We start from the raw sequence: 18,612 nt of genomic DNA, 5'->3' as shown, positions 1-18,612 counted from the left end.
ATTCAATACATTAAAGGTCCTAAGCCAACAAGTGACACGTTTCTGAATATGATTTTTTTTCAAGGACGATATAAAGTAAGAATCTGTCCAATTTTGTCATCAAAAAAAATCTATGAACTATTTTATTGATTTTTCAAAACGAAGGTCAGGGATCATTCAGATATCCGCTTTTTTCTTAATTGCTTCTTTTGGAACCATCCATGCACAAACCATAAAAGGTACTGTTGTAGGCAAAACAAATGGTGCTCTTCCCGGAGCTAATATTTCGATTGTAGATGCTGATGCCAAAACCGTTTCTTCTTTAGATGGGGATTTCAATGTCCTATCCCCAAAATTAGGCGAGATGAACCTTAAAGTAGAATACATTGGCTACGAAACAAAAATTTTTCCTGTTACCATTAAAGAAGGAACTAATGATATCGGATACATCACTATATCTCCAGAAGAAAAATCAACAAAAGACAGGACAGGAAGTATACAGGAAGTGGTATTTACCAGATCTAATGCCTTAACCCAAGCTAAAGCTTATGAAATAAAAAAGAACAACAACGCTATTATGGAGGTTATTGCAGCTGATGCTATTGGAAAGCTTCCGGATCGAAATGCTGCAGAAGCTGTACAAAGGGTTCAGGGAGTTGCTGTTGCCAGATATCATGGTGAAGCAGATCAGGCTACTGTAAGAGGAACTCCTTTTTCCTGGACATCGGCATTATTCAATGGAAATCGTTTACCTAGTGCTAATGTTCTGGGAAACCGCTCTTTTGTTCTTGATGTCATTCCTTCCGAATTGATCCAGTTTGTACAGGTTTCCAAAGCTATAACTCCAGACATGGATGGTGATGCAATCGGTGGTAGCATCAATTTCATTACTAGAACAGCTCCAGCAAAGAAAACATTGATTGTAAGTGGTGCAGGAGGATATAATACGTTCTCTCAAGATGGAACTTATAATGGATCGATAGTGTACGGCGACCGTTTTTTCAAGAATAAATTAGGGGTACTCCTGTCGGGAGCAATCTGGGATAGACAATGGGGAGCAGATTCGTTTGATGTTACTTATAACACCGGAGCAGCAACTGATCTTCAGAAAAAGTCGATCAGTACCATCATGATGAAAAGATATATGGGAACCAGAAGAACCATAGGATTGAATGGTGGATTGGAATATAAATTCAATGCCAATAATAAGGTTTATTTCCGGGGAATGTTTAATAAATTCGACGATATCCGTCCTGTTTATGAATCTTATGTAGATTATACAAACAGTCGTTATCAATATAATTTCAGATATTCTCATTATCAGACTGAATTGTATGGAATGGAGTTAGGGGGCGAGCATAGTCTTTCTTCTAAATTAAGTTTGGATTGGATGTTAAGTGATTATCAGGCTAAATATTTCCTGGATACACCACCTACCAATGAAATTAAAGGGCTTCCGATCTCCACCTTCAGACAAAAAATAAATAGTGGATTCAATAATCTTTCCAGTGATGGAAAGCGGTATTGGGGATTCGATTCTCCTAATGGGATAGGGGGTGAATATATGGATTACGGATCAGATGTGAAAGATCCTAATGAAGTAATGAGTCCTAATAAATTACTGTTATCACAAGTGGTCATTTCTAAATTGGACAACAATGAAAGAGATAAGATTGCAAGGGTGAATTTGAAATATGATATCAATTCCAATATAACTTTAAAAGTAGGAGCAAAATACCGGGACAAAGAACGTACAAGCACTTTCGGATACAATGCTGTTTTTCTTCCTGGTGCATCTTTAGGAATTCCAAATTCTCCGGCATTACTAAGCCTTTCTCAACTGACAACTACAGATCCTCCAAAAGGAACCGGCTTCTTAAATGGAATGAATGGAAATTATAATTCATACATTATGAATCCACCAACAAAAGATCAGCTTTTCCAGATGTTCTCCCCTGAATTTCTTCAACAATTTGGCTTCAGAGACTTTTCAAGTTTGGAATCTAATGCTACCAGTGTTTATACAGGAGAAGAGTCTGTCTTCGCAACATACGCAATGGCTGAAATTAAAGCCAGTGAAAAATTTAAAATCGTTGGTGGATTCAGAAATGAAACAACAAGGTTGACTTTGAATGGGGCTAAAGCAACAAAAGAAGGAACTCCTGCTACAACAGTTATCAGTCCATCTGTGATAGAAAGCAATTACAATGCATTTCTGCCTATGATTCATTTACGATATAATTTCTCACCTAAAGTAAGTTTAAGATTTGCTTATACCAAATCATTCATCAGACCAAATTTTGGAGATATGTCGCCGGGATCCAGTATTGATAATACATCAAATCCATTTACCATTACCAGAGGAAATCCTGATTTGAAGCCTACTTTCAGTCATAATTTTGACATGATGGCAGAATATTATTTCAATAATATCGGGATTCTTTCAGGGGGCTTATTTTATAAGAAAATTTCAAATATTGTATTTTCAGACACCTCTATGCTGAATATCGGTGGAACAGATTATATGGTCACTCAATCTAAAAACCTTCAGGATTCTAATCTATTTGGTTTTGAAGCAGGAATCAATAAGCGTCTCGACTTTTTACCAGGATTCTGGAATGGCTTTGGAGTCGAATTTAATTATACATTTATAAACTCAACCGTTGAAGTTCCCCGAACTGTAGACGGTATTCAGTACTTCGATAAAACAACACTTCCCAATCAGTCTAAAAACCTCTTTAATGCTATCTTATATTACGAAAGTAAAAAATTAATGATCCGTCTGGCTGGAAATTATAGAGGGAAATCAGTGGAAACGATCAATCAAAAATTAGGTCCTGATTATTACATCTGGTCAGATAAAAACTTTACTGTCGATTTTTCTGCAAGTTATGATATCAGTAAAAAAGTAAAAATCTTCATCGAACTCAACAACTTAAGCAATGAAAGCTTAAGGTTATATATGGGTGATAATAAGAAAAGGGTAACCTCAAATGAATGGTATGGAAGCAGAGGACAAATGGGAGTTCGTTGGCAAATATTTTAAAATAATATACATGAAAAAATTAGGAATAACAATGACCATGATGGTTGTTTTGGGTACGACAGTAAATGCACAGATCAGTGACAGCCTTCGTCGTGTCGTGAAAATGGAAGGCGCTTATAATTTCAGAGATACGGGAGGCTATAAAACAACAGATGGTAAAGAAGTCGCACTGGGAAAAGTATACCGAAGTGATGCCATCGATAAATTATCGGATAAAGATCTTAAAACCTTCAAAGACAAAAAAATTGTAACTGTAGTAGATTTCAGAGGGATTGAAGAAGCTAAAAAAGCTCCGGACAGGCTTCCGCAAAATACAAGTTATCTTCTTTGTCCGGCAGGAAGTAATAATCTACCGACAGCTCAGGATATGGTAAAATTCCTGAAGGATAAAAACTTTCTGTTTGACATGTATGGTGAAGGAGGATTACCCTATTTTGGAGAAAGATACAGACCACTATTTGTAAAGCTACTTACCTTACAGCCTAACGAATCTCTTTTGTATCATTGTACCGGTGGAAGAGACAGAACAGGAATGGCCTCCGCATTATTTCTTAAAATATTAGGAGTTCCCCAGGAAGTAATAGAGAGTGATTATGTCGCATCTAATTTTTATCTTTCAAAAAATCCAACGATGAAGCAAATGTACTCCGGGCTTTCTAAAATGTCCGGAATGAGTGATGATGAGATCAAAAAACAGATGGAATTAAGACCGGAACTGATCAGGAACTTCTTTGCTGTTATCAGCAAAAAATACGGAAGTGTAGAAAACTTTTTCCAGGTAGAAATGGGAATAGGCCCCAATGAAATCGCTATTTTAAAGCAAAAATATACCCATTAAATAAATATTCAGTTAGATTTAAATAGGTGGTCTCAGATATGAGGCCGCCTGTTTGTTTATTTTTGATTAATTTTGAAGAATGCAAATTTCGCCACCTAAGCAATTAGCATCTTATATCAAACATTATATCTTTTTAGAAAATCCTGAAGAGGTCAGTAAAAATTTACGGTTGTTTGCCGACGGAAACACAGGACTTATCATTTCTGCTGATATCAATATGCAAGATAACGCGGAAACCAATTTACCATCATCTTTTTTTTACGGGCAGCCAACACAGTATAAAGATCTTACAACAAAAGGGAAGTTTTCATTATTGGCAGTCGTTTTTCAACCTTATTTCTTTAATTTACTTTTTAATGTTGCCGCTAAAGAAATTAAAAATGAAATAATTTCAGCCTCAGATATCCTGAAAGATCAGTTGATTCCGTTTCAGGAAAGTCTGTATAATAAGGCAGATCCTCAATCTGTAATTAATGCATTAAATGACTTTTTCCTAAAACTTATTTCTAAAAAAGACACTTCGGATTCATGGCTTATAAAAGCTCAACAGTACCTCCTTCAAAATAAAGGAACAATCTCCTTAAAAGATCTGGAATATTTCACCGGATATTCAGAAAGGCATATTGAAAGAAAGTTTGAAGAACATATTGGAATATCACCCAAAAAGTACAACACGATCATCAGGCTTCATCACTTTTTAAGTCTCATGAAAAATGACATAGACAAAGCAAGTATGACCAATCTTTCTTATGAAGCAGGCTATTCAGATCAATCCCATTTGATCAAAGAATTTAAAAATACCATAGGATTAACTCCTTCTCAGTATCTTAAAACTAAGAATAAATTAGCCGTAAACTTTATAGAGCTTCATTAAGATTTTTATTTCCCACAGATCTCACAGATTACTCGGATGTTTGAGAATGATTTTTATTTCGTATCGTTCTAAAGTTTTATTTAATAGAAATCTGCTTAATCTGCAAAATCCGCAAGAGAAAAAAAGAATCACTCAAAATAGAGCTTAATAAGCAAATGTCGGTTTTTTACAATTTTTAGATCTTCTTGTCATATAATTTTGCTCAAAAAAATATGATCAATCTTAAAATCGCAACCGCACAATTCGAAAACAAAAGCGGAGATAAAGAATATAATCTTTCAATAATAGAAAAGTTAAGCGGAGAAGCAGCTGCTAAAGGATCGCATATTATTGCTTTCCATGAATGTTCCATCACAGGCTACACCTTTGCCAGAAGGCTTAATAGAGAGGAAATGCTTGACATTGCTGAGTTGATTCCTGACGGTAAAAGCGTCCAAAAGTTACAGGAGATTGCTACTCAAAATAATATTACCATTTTAGCAGGTCTTTTTGAAAAAGATGAGCACGACAACCTGTTTAAAGCATACATATGTGTAGATAAAAATGGTTTGGTGGCTAAATATAGGAAGCTACATCCTTTTATAAACCCACACCTTACAGCAGGACAGGAATACTGTGTTTTTGAGATCTATGGATGGAAGTTTGGAATTCTGATCTGTTATGACAATAATATTATTGAAAATGTGAGAGCTACTAAACTTTTGGGAGCAGATGTTATTTTCATGCCCCATGTCACCATGTGTACGCCTTCTTCAAGACCTGGAGCAGGATTTGTAGATCCAACACTTTGGGAGAACCGGGAAACTGACCCTACCTCTTTACGCCTTGAGTTTGATGGAATGAAAGGAAGAGACTGGCTGATGAAATGGCTGCCATCAAGAGCTTATGATAACGGGGCCTATATTGTTTTCTCCAATCCCATCGGAATGGATGATAATCAGTTAAAGAATGGCTGTTCAATGATCATCGATCCTTTTGGAGATATTCTTGCAGAATGTCATTCGTTTGAAGACTCTTTTGTAACAACTATTATCAATCCCGAAAAATTGACTCAAGCTGGAGGTTACCGTTATATCAAAGCAAGAAGACCCGAATTATACAGAGATATTATTGGTCAGGAGCATCAATCGGAACAAAAAGTGGTTTGGCTTACATCAGAAAATGAATAATTAAAAATAAAGGTTTGGTTAATTAACAAAGGAGCACTTCCAATGTACTCCTTTGTTTTGTTTAATTAAGCTTTTATTAAAAGGTAACAGGATAAAAACAATTATAATTAAGGAAGGAATAGTAAATTTGTTATTATAAAATCCATATTTATGAAAGAAAATCTTGTACAAGCTTCAGTAGAACCCTTAATCGATTATTTTAATCGACATATTCCATTGAATGTGGAGGAGCGCGAGCTTGTTACAGAACTTTTCAAACCCAGATTATACCGAAAAAAGCAATATGTTCTTCAGGAAGGAGATGTTTGCAATCAGTTTAATTTTGTAGTCCGTGGATGCTTACGTATTTATAAAATAGACGAAAAAGGAAATACCCATATTATCCAGTTTGCTCCCGAAAATTGGTGGATAAATGACATCCGAAGCTTTCACAAAAAGCAACCTTCAGAACTTAATATTGATGCTTTAGAAGATACTATGGTTTTGCAGATCAGTCATGAAAATTTAATTACACTATACAAAACGGCACCAAAATTCGACCGGATATTCAGAGTTTTGCTTGAAAACAGTTTTGTTACTTTACAAAACAGATTGCTGCAAAATATAAGTTCTACAGCCGAAGAGCGGTATCTTTCTTTTATGCAAACCTATTCTCAGCTGTCTAATCGTTTGCCACAGACACAGATTGCTTCCTTTTTAGGAATTACTCCGGAATTCCTAAGCAGATTAAGAAACAGACTTGTTAAACCGAAATCTTAAACCAGATCAATAGTATTTCTTAATTTAGTTTATTGGAAGCAGATCTTCTTTCAGCAGATATTTGTAGTATAAATTTTAAAAAGAAATCATTATGACAACATCATCAAAAGTAGCTGTAATTGGCTTAGGAAATATCGGACAGGCTGTAGCCGGAAATATGGCAAAGTCTAATAATAAATTTATTGCTGCGGACAGAAATGTAGAAAAGGCAAAAGAGCTTTCTGAAAAATGGAACACTGAATCAAGTGATATTCCAACAGCCGTAAAAACTGCAGATATTATAGTTTTGGCCATTCCTTTTGGAACAATCGCTGGATTTATGAAAGAATATGCTGCAGATTTAGAAGGTAAAATTATTGTAGATCCTTCAAATCCTATTGCTCCGGCTGAAAACGGTGGATTCAAAAAAATCATTGGAGAAAAAGAATCAGCAGGAGAAATTAATAAGAGCTTCTTACCCAAAAGCGCAAAACTAGTTAAAGCATTAGGAACTTTAGGAGCGGGAACTTTATCTGATGCGGCTTATCAAACTCCCGATAGATCAGTCTTATTTTATGCAACCGACGATACAAGCATTGATGATCAGGTTGAAAAACTAATTCATGACAATGGTTTTGACGCTGTTAGAATTGGAGGAATTGATCAATCGATTAGAATTGAAGTTTTTGGTGATCTTCATGAATTCGGAGCACTGGGAAAACCGGTAAATCTATCTGAAGCAAAACAAAAAGTATAAAATACAGAGTTCAGTTATTCTGATAGAAATCGAAAGAGTTTTTAGGCTCTTTCGATTTTTTTTATTCTTTCTTTAAGCTTTTCTCCAGATCACTCCATGCACCTCCATTATATATTTTTGTAAAACCTTTTTCTTTTAAAATGCTTTCAGCTTTTACACTTCTAAGACCATGTGAACAGACTGTGATATATGCTTTTTCCCTATCTAATTCAATATATCTTTCCCTGATCGTTCCCAGAGAAATATTAACAGAACCTTCAATATGTCCTGTTTCATATTCTTTTTCCGTTCTTACATCAAGAATAATTGCCCCTTTTTTTACTAGTTGGGGTAATCCGTTATCCAATGTTTGGTATCGGTAAACGCGATAGCTTACATAGATAACAAGGAGAATTCCCCAGAAAATCAATAAGCTTTTCATAACTTACTTAATATTTTCTTGTCGATATAAAAGGTTCCAAAGGGAATAAAACATGCAAGTAAAACTTTCCATGTGGTTTCTTTAAACTTCCAATGCTGTTCAACACCGACACTTAGGGTATTGAAAAGAAATAAAAGAAACAATGTCCCATGGATAGGTCCCATTATCCTTACAAAAGTGGGATTTCCCATCCAATGTTTCAATGGGACAGCGATGAACACTAACGTTAATAATGAAATTCCTTCCAGGATAGCGAGAATTCGGAGACGTCCGATTTTAGTTTTAAATAAATCTGTCATAATTATCTGAAATAAGGTCTGTTTGCAAGAGGTGAGAAGGGCCAGGGAATGGCGATAAAAATGATAAGCAACCCGATACCAAACCATATAAGCATCGTTTTAAACTTGTCCTTATCTGTTTGTTTACGTTTTGCTAAAGATGATCCTACTGTTATAAGTACAATGGAAATGAGCATCAGGAAAATGTGGATCAGTCCAAAAAATAACAGATCAAAACTTTCTTTTGCTGTCGCAAAGTTTTTCCAGAAATAGGAAACAATTGGACTTTGGGAGTAGAGTGTAATTCCTAAAACGAGCTGAATATGCGCAATAGTGGCTGTCCAATGTCTTAATGAATCATCACTTTTAGAAAACTCTTTGTCCGAAGAGTATCCCTTATAAGCTCTGAATATGGTGTAAATAAGACTTAGTAAAACCAACCATCGGAAGATGGAGTGGAGGAAAGTAAGCGTTTGGTACATAGATCATTTTTAATACGCAGACAAAGATATAACAAAAACATACTAATTAGTATGTTTTTGTTGAAAAAAATTATTGCATTGTGCTAAAATAAGCCTTAAGTTGCTTTAAATAAGTTACATATACTGATTTGTTATTCTCCAGTTTTCCTAAATTTCTGACTCCCCAATACCCTGACATTACGAAAACAGCAATTCCTTTAGAATCCACATTTTTGTTCACCTTTCCGGTTTCTTTTGCATGATCAATGGATTTAATCATAGCATCTTCCCATTGCTTTGAAAGATCATTCAATGCTTTTGTAAACTCAATATTCCATGGAGCCATTTCCTGAGTGAGATTAGCTGTAGGACAACCATATTGGACCTTCAAAAATTCATTTTCCATCAGCATAAAATTCATTAACTGATAAATAGTATCCAACGGATTATCGGTATTTTGAAATGGATCTATAAAAGTTTTCTTAAATGAAGATCTCATTAACTCATTAATGATAGCGAGCCCCATTTCATCTTTTGTTTTAAAATGATAATAAAAAGCACCTTTTGTTACCTGAGTAGTGGCAATGATTTCATCTACACTTGTCGTCTGATATCCATGAGAATAAATGAGTTCAAACGCCTTTTGCAGAATATTCAGTCGGGTGGCTTCAGATTTTTTCATTTAGATACTGGTTGGTATTTTCTACAAATAAACAATTTTTTTAATCATTTCAAATTCAATTCACAGATAAAGCAGTAGTAGGCTTATTTTTTATCTATTATTTTTCTGATAATAAACTACTATTTAAGTTATTTTTATAATACATTATTTCGTCGGAAATTTGTCCTGTTAAAATAACAGTGAAAAACATAATACAATGAACTATCAAAATGAAATTTCAGTTTCTGGTAAAACAGGAAACAAAAAGATAAGAAAAGGACTTCCTGCTGCATTATGGGCATTAACGATCAGCGCATTTGGTATTGGAACTACAGAATTTGTTATTGTAGGGCTTTTACCTACCGTAGCCGGAGATCTTGGAATATCCATACCATCAGCAGGATTACTGGTAAGCTTGTATGCAATAGGAGTTGCTATCGGAGCACCTGTATTAACAGCATTAACAGGAAAGGTACCTCGCAAAACACTTTTGGTTTCAATCATGCTATTGTTTGTAATCGGAAATGGATTAGCTTCTATAGCACCAGGATTTGTTACTTTAATTTTAGCCAGAATCTTAACAGGTTTTGCACATGGCGTTTACTTTTCCATTGGATCTACCATTGCTGCATCTCTGGTTCCTGAAGAAAAAAGAGCGACGGCAATTTCCATTATGTTCGCGGGATTAACGTTGGCTATTGTAACCGGGGTTCCGCTGGGAACATTTATAGGGCAGCATTTTGGATGGAGAGCAACCTTTATTGGAGTGGCTATTCTGGGAATTATTGGTTTAATAGCCAGTATGATCCTTGTTCCTGGTCATTTACAAAACGGAAAGACAGCATCTCTCCAACAACAGCTAAAAGTATTGACGAATAAACGTTTGATTTTTGCTTTTCTAATGACCGCAATGGGATATGGAGGAACGTTCGTAGTCTTCACCTATTTGTCTCCAATCCTACAGGAAATTACAGGATTGAAAGAATCTTTAGTTACACTTATCCTGCTGATCTACGGTATTGCTATCGCGCTAGGAAATCTTATCGGGGGAAGATTAGCCAATAAAAATCCTTTGAAAGCCTTATTATGGATGTTTATTGCTCAAGGTATCGTACTTTTCTTATTTTACTTTACAGTACACAGCCCAATACTAAGTATTATAACATTATTTTTCCTTGGAGCATTATCCTTTGCTACTGTTCCGGGATTACAACTTTTGGTCGTTCAGATAGCAGAAAAGGAATTGCCGGGAACAGAAGATGTTGCATCAGGAATTAATATTGCCGCTTTTAATATAGGAATTGCTATTGGTTCTTATTCCGGAGGACTTATCGTAACATCATCTTTAGGAATTGGTAGTACACCCTGGATAGGAGCCTTATTCCTTGTGATTACAGTATTTATTACATTGTATAGTATCAAGCTTGGTAAGAAGCTTTTGAGATAGTTATTACCATATTTTACAATTAAGGCTGTTCAACGATTTGTTCAGCTTTTTTTATGCCCTTTTTGATGAATACATCCTGTTATTATAATATATTTGCAACCGTTATTTCTAAATTATTCACTCATGATAACAATCAATACTGAACATACATATTCCATTTCTGATATCCTTTTTGTTTTTGCTCTGGAATCTGAAGCAGCTGATCTTTTTGATGACACTCATAAACTGATCACAGGAATAGGAAAGGTAAATGCAGCTTCGGCACTTACAAAAGAAATCTATTTAAGGAAACCCAAGCTCATCGTTAATCTGGGTTCTGCGGGAAGTAAGACTTTTAGTAAGGGAAATATCGTTTGTTGTACGAAGTTTATTCAACGTGATATGGATGTAAGAGGACTTGGTTTTAAAAAATACGAAACTCCATTATCAGGAATTCCACCAGTGTTGGAATATGGATTGAAAATGGATAACGTAAAAGAAGGAACATGTGGAAGTGGAGACAGTTTTGAAATGGATCATGTAGAAATTGATTATAACATCGTGGATATGGAAGCTTATCCTTTAGCTCTTATTGCTATGAAAGAAGAAATTCCGTTTTTATGCCTGAAGTACATTTCCGATGATGCAGGAAGTGACGCTGCGGATGATTGGGCTGTACAGGTACATCTTGCTGCTGAAGCATTTAAGAAACTCTTATTTAAATAATTAAATATATTTCAAGAATTAACCCTTTAATTTTGAAACTTTGATAGACTTTAATAGCTGAAAATTATTTAATTTTACAGTATAAATAAACATTTACCACCAGATCATATCCGATCTGGTGGTCTTTATTTAAATCTGCTATTTAATATTGATAAGATAGTAATCAAATTCAGCAAAGTAAATGAGATCAAAAAGAAGTGCATCGGTCAGAATTCCAATGGGAGAGATTGAGATTTATGTTTTATCAGATGGATATTTTGGAATCGGAGATCCACAGCCAATTCTAGCTCCTGAAATAGAAAAAGAAAAGGTACAGAATGCATTGAAAACTCTCCACTTATCCGAATCTGATTATGAAATGCCTATCACGACACTTCTGATCAAAAAGGGAAATCAGTACATTCTTGTTGATACAGGAGAAGGTTATCATGATCCCGTTAATGCGGGATGGCTTCAGAACAGTATTTTAGAAATAGGAATTTCACCTGAAGAGATTACAGATATCCTAATCACCCATGCTCACCGGGATCATATTGGCGGAATTCTTTCAAAAGAAGGTAGAAGAATATATCCCAATGCAAAATATTATATTTCTGCTCCGGAATATAGCTTCTGGAATAATGATGAAAAAGACTTTTCTAAGAGTAAAATGTCTTCTTACCCAACAGGAAAACTACAGACAGAAATACTTAGGGCCATTAAAAATGATCTGGAAATCTTTGAACCCGGCGATATCCTTTTTTCATGTTTAAAAACAGAATTTGCACCAGGACATACACCGGGGCATATTATCTTTCATGTATTTTCAGAAAATCAATCGATTACCCATCTCGTAGATATTGTTCATTCCCCTTTATTGATCAATCATCCCGACTGGGGTACGCAGTGGGATATCAATTTTGAAGAAGGTGTTACAACAAGAAAAAAGATTTTTGACAACTGCTATAATGATAAAAGACTGGTAACAACCTGCCATCTTCCATGGCCGGGAATCGGATATATCGGCAAAACAGAAGATGGCTGGCTGTGGATCCCTAAAGCACAATCCGATCCTTATACAATAAAGATCGATTAAAGATTATGGTAATGGGGGATTATTAATTGAAACTCCAAGAACTTGTCTTGCCAAGGTTTAAACATTTCTCCGTGAACATTTCAGTATTATTAATGGAATAAAAAAGGAATTCTGTACATCCATACACTTTAGCATCCATTAACTGACCTGATAAAGTGGTTTCATTTTTCCATTCCATAGTAGCATTTAAAAATAATACAGGTTTTCCTTCACTTTCTGAAATACAACCCGAAATATCCTGAACATCTATTGGATTATTAAGATGGGTGTATAAATATTGTTTTACAGTGGGATCTAAAAAGCGAAGCGTCATTTCTTTTACAATACCAACTCCCGAAATATTTCCGGATTTAATTTTCTCATACGCTATAAAATCATTTAAAGCTTCTGTGATATTGGCCTTATCCTGAAGCTTTACTATATAGCAATCTTCTATTTTGTGAGCCGTCCATAGGTTACCCGTAACGATTTGTGAATTCATGATGGTTAGTTTTTTTAAAATTAATAGATTTTTTTCTGTTCACAATTTTTTTTAAAGCTTTTCTTTCTTTATTTTTATAATTCTGACTAGTAAGTTCATCTAAAGTCCTGTAAAAGAACCACATTGTGATTTATTTAATACTCTAAAAGAGTAAGATATTTTAGACATACTATATCTTTTAAGCTAATCTTACATGAGCTTCTTAATTCATTTAAGTAAAGAGAAAATATTTTTTCCAAATTTCCTAAAACAGAGATACCACATAGGTACCATGCTTCGTATTTTTTTACTATTTTGCGGGCTTTAAAGAGACCAGTAAATTTTATATACAGTGATTGTAATCATAAAAAATAAATTAGGTATTGGTGTAAATTTGAATTCTCACTTTAAAAACTAATAAATTTTAGAAAAAATTAATTAAGATAAAGCAGACTCCGTGTATATAAGGGTTCGCGTGGTATCTATGTGGTATTTCAATTCAACAAAATTTTAATCATTTTTTCTTTCTTTGTCTTCATTATAGTAGATTTTATTTTTGAGACATGTTGAAATCTTAAATAGTAGATTAAAAACATCAATTGGTATCTTACTGTTTGTACTGGCAATATTAATTTGACACAGCGAAGAGACAGATAATAATAGTGAAAAAGTGGATTTAATTCTGTAAACAATAAAAAAGCTACAGAACTAGCAGAGATGAGAACAATATTATGAAAAACGAAAAACCTGGATTCAATTTAGAAGATTTAAACGAAAAAATTTTTGCTCAAGATGAAATTATAGCATTAGCCAAAGAAAATTCCCCCCGTCTATTGAATAAATTCAGACTAGTTTATCCTGGTTTTTTTGATAAAATATTCGCTATACAACCTAATCTGAGAAACTCAGAATTGATTTTCTGTATTTATTTAAAACTAAATTTATCTACAAAAGAAGTAGCAACCTATACGTATGTAACGCCTAAAGCTGTTCAGAACCGAAAGAACAGACTTCGAAAGAAACTGCTTATTCCATCTGAGGTAGATATTTATAAGTGGTTTAATAATTTATAGAATCCTGCTAAAATTGAATGAATGGCTTATTAAGATCGTGATAAAATAGTATTTTCCAATGGTTTTCTTCAGCTTCTTTTTGCCAGATCTGTCTTAGTTCCATTGCTTTTTTACCATCAAAATCACTTTTATAGGCAAGATGATACCGTAAATAAGCTTCTTGCGGAAGATCATCAGCACCATAAAAAGCAGTTTCTCCATCTTCGGTAATCCAGAAAACCTGCATAAAAGGCGTATGTCCACCAACCACTTCATAAGAGATTTCATCAGTAATAGATCCTTTGTCATCGTTCATCCAGATGATATTAGGAAGTTGGATCAGTTTTTCGAGTGTTTTAAAATCAAAAGAAGGATTTCCTTTATTCTCCATAGCATAATCAAGTTCGCGCTTTTGAATATAAATATCAGCATTTGGAAATGTCGCTTCAAAACCGTCTTCCGTATATTGTATTGCTCCTTCAATATGGTCTTTATGAAGATGGGAGAGCAGGACCTTCGTAATTTGTTTTGGGTTAATATTTTCTCTCTTTAAAATCTCTGAAACGATTGTTTTACCGGTTTCACTTTTCCAGCCTAAACCAGTATCTAAAATAATAAAGTCATTTTTTGTGATAATAAGGAAGAGCTGTACAGACATTTTTATTCCCTGAGCCAGATCTGTTTTTTCTGTCGTTAAAAGACTAAAGTCTTTTGTTGGGCTGGCTACAAAATTGCCTTCTTTTAACGGGATGATTTTCATGATACAAATTTCCTGAATATTTCTAAATATTAAAAACTTTATTTTTCGATTTAAGCTATCGCCAAAACCGATTATGGCCCAAAAAAAATTAAATTTCATCAGGGTATACAAGACTATTTTATATGGTATTCGTAATTTTGTATGAGTAGAATTAAAACAATAAGTGAATATGAACTCAATAATCATAAATCAGGCATTTCTGGAGGATTGGGAAACGCTGCAGACCATTGGAAAAGAAACTTTCTCAGAAACATTTTCCGGAGATAATTCGAAGGAGGAAATGGATCTCTATCTTGAAAAAAGCTTTAACAAAGAAAAGCTGACAGATGAACTAAATAATTCGGATTCTTTTTTCTTTATCGCCTGGGAAGAAGACAACCCAATTGGCTATCTAAAACTTAATGCAGGCACTGCACAAACCGAACTGCAGGATAAAACATCACTTGAGATTGAAAGGATTTATGTAAGAAGCAGTCATCATGGTAAAAAGGTTGGCCAACTCCTTTATGACAAAGCTTTAAATGTGGCAAAAGAACAGAAAAAAGCTTACATATGGTTAGGAGTTTGGGAGGAGAACCTTAGAGCCGTGAATTTTTATAAAAAGAATGGTTTTGTCGAATTCGATAAACATATTTTCCGTTTAGGAAATGAGGAACAGACCGATCTCATGATGAAAAAAATATTAGAATAAAGCTTAGATTTGGTAGATCTCAGCATCCGTAAAAACATAGAATCTTCCTCCTTTAGGGAGATTTTTTGTATCTAATCCTGTAAACTCACTATAAGCGGGAAGTAATAATTGATGTGTAGTTTGTACAAAACAGGGTAGACGGATATTTTTAACAGTGGAATTAATGACAAATCCAGGATGAATATGTCCTGTAATCTGAAACTTCGGATTGAACCTATCAAAATCATGAATAAAAAGAATATCTGCCAATTCTAAAATTTTTGCTTTAAAATCAAGACATAATTTTTCTTCCAGCTCCTTTGAAATACGGTCATGATTTCCTTCAATAAGATAAAACTTCAGTTTGGAGTATTGATTTCGCCATTCACAAAATTCTTCGACATCAGAATTGTTTCCCGCATGCAGCAGATCTCCGACAACAATAAATTTTTCAGGCTGAAAATAAGCAATTAGTACCGACAATCTCTCAAGGTCACTCTTCATCACATGATTTGCCAGTGCAATTCCATTTTTCCTAAAATGAGCCGTTTTTCCAATATGAAGATCTGACAGAATCAATGCTTTTTCTTTTTTCCAAAACAACGCACGCTGATTCGTTAAAGTAAAAACTTCATTTTGAATACTGATATTTTTTGTGGCTATATACATGTTTATTTTCGAGAGCTTTCTGAATTTCCAGACCGGGATTCAGGTATAGCTAATCTATTAAATCTAACTTCTAAATCGTCAATATCCATATTTCAACTCTTTATTCTCTTCTCTTACCCGCCTGTTCTATCAATTTTTGTATTCTCGCATCTAAACCTTCGCTTGAAAGAGTCTGACGAAGACTATCTACTTTAATTGGGAAGCTTAACGGTGTAAAAGTATTAGAATATTTTAAAATAATTTTCGATTTTTCAATTCTTTTGAAGGCTTCTACAAGTCTTTGTTCTTGTAGCTGCATATTAAAAACTTCTGTATAAGACTGTCTTACAAGAAAGTGATTTGGATCATAATCTTCAAATACTTTAAAAATGAGTCCCGCTGAACTTTGTAAGGCTTTATTTGATCGTTGCTGTCCAGGGAAATTTTGGATAACCATTCCTGAAATAACGGCAATATCGCGGAATTTTCTACGTGCCATTTCAGCAGAATTAATACTTGAAATAACATCAACCATCAGATTATCACGGGTTAGAATCTTCTCCAGGTTGCCTTCATTTAAAGGAATTTCTTTATCACTGAACAGCTCAAAACCATAATCATTCATGGCCATTGAAAAGGAAATAGGAGCGAGTTTAGAAATTCTGAAGGCAATTAATGCAGCCATGACTTCATGCACCAGACGTCCTTCAAAAGGGTACATAAACAAATGAAACCCTTCTTTGTTTTTAATCAGTTCCACCAGAAATTCATCTTCTTTCGGAATATGGGATGTTTTTTCCTGACTGACAAGGAGAGGATGCAAAAATTTAAGTTCTTTTTCTGAAGAAGCAGGATTCAATGCCCCGGAAAGCTTTTCCCTTAAAAAAGTACTCAAATTGGAACTTAAAGGTAATCTTCCGCCAAGGTAACTGGGAACTAAGGCTTTTCCTTTCGACAGACGTACATAAACGGTCATATCCTTAACCATTGCTACTTCAAGAACTCTTCCGGCCAAAATAAATTTTTCTTCTTTTTTAAGCTTTGAAATGAAGTATTCTTCAATCATTCCAATATAACCACCAGAAATAAATTTAACCTTTAGCATTGCATCACTTACGATCGCTCCCATATTCATCCGGTGCAGCATAGCTATTTTTCTGGAAGTCACTTTAAATAACCCATCATCCATAATCACTACTTTATGAAATTCTTCGTAGCTTTTTAATGCACTGCCGCCAATAGTAAGAAAATCAATGATCTCTTTCCATTCTTCAGGAGTCATCTCCTGAAAAGTATAGACCTTTTTAATTCTTTCATAGGTTTCATCAGGAAAGAATCCGTCACCAACAGCTAAAGTCATCAGGAACTGTACCAAAACATCAAAGCACAACACCTGAGGTTCACGAGGTTCAATAACTTTTTGTTTTACGGCTTCTTTTAAGGCAGCCACTTCAATCAGTTCCAGAGAATGTGTGGGAACACAATAGATTTTAGAGGTTTCAAAAGGAGAGTGTCCACTTCGTCCGGCGCGTTGCAGAAATCTGGCCACACCTTTAGCAGAACCTATTTGAATCACAGTATCAACAGGTTTGAAGTCGATACCTAAATCTAAAGATGAAGTAGAAACAACAGCTTTTAATTTACCACTGCTTAAATTATCTTCGATCCAGATTCTTAAATGAGCATCAATAGAACTGTGATGAATAGCAATCTGGCCCGCAAAATCAGGATATGCATTAAGCAATAACTGATACCACATTTCACTCTGACTCCGGGTATTGGTAAATACGATCGTAGATTTAGATTCAAGAATAATAGGAACAATTTTATCAGCAAGCTTAGCCCCCAAATGCCCTGCCCATGGTAAAATTTCGACTTCATCCGGAAATACAGGAATGATGTCAATTTTTTTCTGCTGTTTCGCAGTAATTTTTGTTTTTTTGATATCATATGGAATTAAGACCTCCAGTGCTTCATCCAGATTACCGATTGTTGCTGTAATTCCCCAAATTTTTAATAAAGGAACATACTTTCTAACCTGTGAAATACCCAGTTCTACCATTACACCCCGTTTGGAACCCAATAGTTCATGCCATTCATCAACCGCAATGCAATGGAGATTTTTGAAAAATTTCAAATGATCTTTTTGACCCAAAAGAAGATGTAAACTTTCAGGAGTTACCACTAGAATATCTGGCATATTTCTGACCTGTTGCTGCCTTGTTTTGGGATCAGTATCGCCATTTCTCACTCCAACAGTCCAATCCAGTCCTATCTCATTGATAGCCTCTTCCATTGCCTTTGCAATATCTTTAGAAAGGGATCGAAGAGGAGTGATCCAGATCATTTTCAGTCCCTTTTTATACTTTTCAGGATGATTGAGAAAATCAGTGATCAGAGCTAAAAATACAGAATAAGTTTTTCCAAATCCTGTTGGCGCAATAACCATTCCGCTGTATCCATTTCCAAACTTCCACCAGGTATCTGTCTGAAATTTGAAAGGGGAATTACCTTTTTCAGCCATCCATTGCTGAATGACCTTAAATCCATTGGTATTTTCAAAAGCAGTCAAA

At 34.7% G+C, this 18,612-nt stretch carries 19 protein-coding genes; 11 read left to right on the top strand and 8 right to left on the bottom strand.

The annotated features are described in order from the left end of the window. The first annotated feature begins 112 nt into the window (after positions 1–112). The 6 genes from AC3WRL_RS16040 (at position 113) to AC3WRL_RS16015 (ending at position 7,401) form a co-directional block, all read left to right on the top strand. Complete coding sequence (locus AC3WRL_RS16040; protein ID WP_492330736.1) at positions 113–3,025, top strand: TonB-dependent receptor; 2,913 nt, start codon at positions 113–115, stop codon at positions 3,023–3,025. Positions 3,026–3,035: 10 nt separating this feature from the next. Further along, positions 3,036–3,863: a tyrosine-protein phosphatase gene (locus AC3WRL_RS16035; RefSeq protein WP_214825068.1), complete on the top strand. Its 828-nt coding sequence runs from the start codon at positions 3,036–3,038 to the stop codon at positions 3,861–3,863. Positions 3,864–3,942: 79 nt separating this feature from the next. After that, positions 3,943–4,737 carry a DUF6597 domain-containing transcriptional factor gene (locus tag AC3WRL_RS16030; protein WP_492330735.1) on the top strand — a complete coding sequence of 265 codons (795 nt, stop codon included), beginning with the start codon at positions 3,943–3,945 and terminating at the stop codon, positions 4,735–4,737. Positions 4,738–4,949: 212 nt separating this feature from the next. Next, positions 4,950–5,906 (top strand): nitrilase family protein, encoded by a 957-nt coding sequence (locus tag AC3WRL_RS16025; protein WP_214825062.1) that lies wholly within the window; start codon positions 4,950–4,952, stop codon positions 5,904–5,906. Between the two features lie 150 nt (positions 5,907–6,056). Beyond that, on the top strand, positions 6,057–6,665 hold the full coding sequence (locus tag AC3WRL_RS16020) for a Crp/Fnr family transcriptional regulator (protein WP_214825059.1): 609 nt from the start codon (positions 6,057–6,059) through the stop codon (positions 6,663–6,665). Between the two features lie 91 nt (positions 6,666–6,756). After that, positions 6,757–7,401 carry an NADPH-dependent F420 reductase gene (locus tag AC3WRL_RS16015; RefSeq protein WP_492330734.1) on the top strand — a complete coding sequence of 215 codons (645 nt, stop codon included), beginning with the start codon at positions 6,757–6,759 and terminating at the stop codon, positions 7,399–7,401. Positions 7,402–7,462: 61 nt separating this feature from the next. On the opposite strand, the gene AC3WRL_RS16010 is transcribed toward AC3WRL_RS16015, so the two are convergent. The 4 genes from AC3WRL_RS16010 to AC3WRL_RS15995 all read right to left on the bottom strand — a co-directional run bounded on the left by AC3WRL_RS16010 (position 7,463) and on the right by AC3WRL_RS15995 (position 9,243). Then, positions 7,463–7,822, bottom strand: a complete 360-nt coding sequence (locus AC3WRL_RS16010) for a rhodanese-like domain-containing protein (RefSeq protein ID WP_214825053.1) — start codon at positions 7,820–7,822, stop codon at positions 7,463–7,465. Beyond that, on the bottom strand, positions 7,819–8,121 hold the full coding sequence (locus AC3WRL_RS16005; protein ID WP_214825050.1) for a DUF3817 domain-containing protein: 303 nt from the start codon (positions 8,119–8,121) through the stop codon (positions 7,819–7,821). Before AC3WRL_RS16005 ends, AC3WRL_RS16010 begins: the two co-directional genes overlap by 4 nt. 2 nt (positions 8,122–8,123) lie before the next feature. Then, positions 8,124–8,582 carry a hypothetical protein gene (locus tag AC3WRL_RS16000; RefSeq protein WP_214825047.1) on the bottom strand — a complete coding sequence of 153 codons (459 nt, stop codon included), beginning with the start codon at positions 8,580–8,582 and terminating at the stop codon, positions 8,124–8,126. Positions 8,583–8,652: 70 nt separating this feature from the next. Further along, the gene (locus tag AC3WRL_RS15995; protein ID WP_492330733.1) at positions 8,653–9,243 is read right to left on the bottom strand and encodes a TetR/AcrR family transcriptional regulator; all 591 of its coding nucleotides are present in this window, start codon (positions 9,241–9,243) and stop codon (positions 8,653–8,655) included. Positions 9,244–9,439: 196 nt separating this feature from the next. Between AC3WRL_RS15995 and AC3WRL_RS15990 the strand changes: the two genes are divergently transcribed. The 3 genes from AC3WRL_RS15990 (at position 9,440) to AC3WRL_RS15980 (ending at position 12,449) form a co-directional block, all read left to right on the top strand. Further along, positions 9,440–10,669 (top strand): MFS transporter, encoded by a 1,230-nt coding sequence (locus tag AC3WRL_RS15990; RefSeq protein WP_251040452.1) that lies wholly within the window; start codon positions 9,440–9,442, stop codon positions 10,667–10,669. Between the two features lie 123 nt (positions 10,670–10,792). Next, entirely contained in the window at positions 10,793–11,374 is a 582-nt protein-coding gene (locus AC3WRL_RS15985) for a 5'-methylthioadenosine/S-adenosylhomocysteine nucleosidase family protein (protein WP_214825041.1), read from the top strand. Positions 11,375–11,555: 181 nt separating this feature from the next. After that, a complete protein-coding gene (locus tag AC3WRL_RS15980; RefSeq protein WP_492330732.1) occupies positions 11,556–12,449 on the top strand; it encodes an MBL fold metallo-hydrolase in 894 nt (297 codons plus the stop codon). Positions 12,450–12,471: 22 nt separating this feature from the next. On the opposite strand, the gene AC3WRL_RS15975 is transcribed toward AC3WRL_RS15980, so the two are convergent. Beyond that, entirely contained in the window at positions 12,472–12,930 is a 459-nt protein-coding gene (locus AC3WRL_RS15975) for a PPC domain-containing DNA-binding protein (RefSeq protein ID WP_261512156.1), read from the bottom strand. Between the two features lie 710 nt (positions 12,931–13,640). Between AC3WRL_RS15975 and AC3WRL_RS15970 the strand changes: the two genes are divergently transcribed. Further along, positions 13,641–13,982, top strand: coding sequence for a helix-turn-helix transcriptional regulator (locus tag AC3WRL_RS15970; protein WP_214825034.1), 342 nt, complete (start codon positions 13,641–13,643; stop codon positions 13,980–13,982). 7 nt (positions 13,983–13,989) lie between these two features. Here AC3WRL_RS15970 and AC3WRL_RS15965 read toward each other — a convergent pair whose 3' ends face one another. Next, positions 13,990–14,721: an MBL fold metallo-hydrolase gene (locus tag AC3WRL_RS15965; RefSeq protein ID WP_492330731.1), complete on the bottom strand. Its 732-nt coding sequence runs from the start codon at positions 14,719–14,721 to the stop codon at positions 13,990–13,992. A 169-nt stretch (positions 14,722–14,890) separates the two neighbouring features. Between AC3WRL_RS15965 and AC3WRL_RS15960 the strand changes: the two genes are divergently transcribed. After that, a complete protein-coding gene (locus AC3WRL_RS15960; protein ID WP_261512157.1) occupies positions 14,891–15,412 on the top strand; it encodes a GNAT family N-acetyltransferase in 522 nt (173 codons plus the stop codon). A 3-nt stretch (positions 15,413–15,415) separates the two neighbouring features. Here AC3WRL_RS15960 and pdeM read toward each other — a convergent pair whose 3' ends face one another. Both pdeM and AC3WRL_RS15950 read right to left on the bottom strand, forming a co-directional pair. Then, positions 15,416–16,060: a ligase-associated DNA damage response endonuclease PdeM gene (gene pdeM, locus AC3WRL_RS15955; RefSeq protein ID WP_492330730.1), complete on the bottom strand. Its 645-nt coding sequence runs from the start codon at positions 16,058–16,060 to the stop codon at positions 15,416–15,418. A gap of 100 nt (positions 16,061–16,160) precedes the next feature. Next, a complete protein-coding gene (locus AC3WRL_RS15950; RefSeq protein ID WP_492330729.1) occupies positions 16,161–18,611 on the bottom strand; it encodes a ligase-associated DNA damage response DEXH box helicase in 2,451 nt (816 codons plus the stop codon). Position 18,612 lies beyond the last annotated feature (1 nt).

The organism is Chryseobacterium sp. FW101-FHT12H09, assembly GCF_058790395.1.
This window is presented reverse-complemented; position numbering and strand designations above follow the sequence as displayed.

Bases quoted from the DNA above. Each gene is read 5' to 3' on its own strand.
- AC3WRL_RS16040 (WP_492330736.1), top strand. From the start codon at position 113: ATGAACTATTTTATTGATTTTTCAAAACGAAGGTCAGGGATCATTCAG.
- AC3WRL_RS16035 (WP_214825068.1), top strand. From the start codon at position 3,036: ATGAAAAAATTAGGAATAACAATGACCATGATGGTTGTTTTGGGTACG.
- AC3WRL_RS16030 (WP_492330735.1), top strand. From the start codon at position 3,943: ATGCAAATTTCGCCACCTAAGCAATTAGCATCTTATATCAAACATTAT.
- AC3WRL_RS16025 (WP_214825062.1), top strand. From the start codon at position 4,950: ATGATCAATCTTAAAATCGCAACCGCACAATTCGAAAACAAAAGCGGA.
- AC3WRL_RS16020 (WP_214825059.1), top strand. From the start codon at position 6,057: ATGAAAGAAAATCTTGTACAAGCTTCAGTAGAACCCTTAATCGATTAT.
- AC3WRL_RS16015 (WP_492330734.1), top strand. From the start codon at position 6,757: ATGACAACATCATCAAAAGTAGCTGTAATTGGCTTAGGAAATATCGGA.
- AC3WRL_RS16010 (WP_214825053.1), bottom strand. From the start codon at position 7,822: ATGAAAAGCTTATTGATTTTCTGGGGAATTCTCCTTGTTATCTATGTA.
- AC3WRL_RS16005 (WP_214825050.1), bottom strand. From the start codon at position 8,121: ATGACAGATTTATTTAAAACTAAAATCGGACGTCTCCGAATTCTCGCT.
- AC3WRL_RS16000 (WP_214825047.1), bottom strand. From the start codon at position 8,582: ATGTACCAAACGCTTACTTTCCTCCACTCCATCTTCCGATGGTTGGTT.
- AC3WRL_RS15995 (WP_492330733.1), bottom strand. From the start codon at position 9,243: ATGAAAAAATCTGAAGCCACCCGACTGAATATTCTGCAAAAGGCGTTT.
- AC3WRL_RS15990 (WP_251040452.1), top strand. From the start codon at position 9,440: ATGAACTATCAAAATGAAATTTCAGTTTCTGGTAAAACAGGAAACAAA.
- AC3WRL_RS15985 (WP_214825041.1), top strand. From the start codon at position 10,793: ATGATAACAATCAATACTGAACATACATATTCCATTTCTGATATCCTT.
- AC3WRL_RS15980 (WP_492330732.1), top strand. From the start codon at position 11,556: ATGAGATCAAAAAGAAGTGCATCGGTCAGAATTCCAATGGGAGAGATT.
- AC3WRL_RS15975 (WP_261512156.1), bottom strand. From the start codon at position 12,930: ATGAATTCACAAATCGTTACGGGTAACCTATGGACGGCTCACAAAATA.
- AC3WRL_RS15970 (WP_214825034.1), top strand. From the start codon at position 13,641: ATGAAAAACGAAAAACCTGGATTCAATTTAGAAGATTTAAACGAAAAA.
- AC3WRL_RS15965 (WP_492330731.1), bottom strand. From the start codon at position 14,721: ATGAAAATCATCCCGTTAAAAGAAGGCAATTTTGTAGCCAGCCCAACA.
- AC3WRL_RS15960 (WP_261512157.1), top strand. From the start codon at position 14,891: ATGAACTCAATAATCATAAATCAGGCATTTCTGGAGGATTGGGAAACG.
- pdeM (WP_492330730.1), bottom strand. From the start codon at position 16,060: ATGTATATAGCCACAAAAAATATCAGTATTCAAAATGAAGTTTTTACT.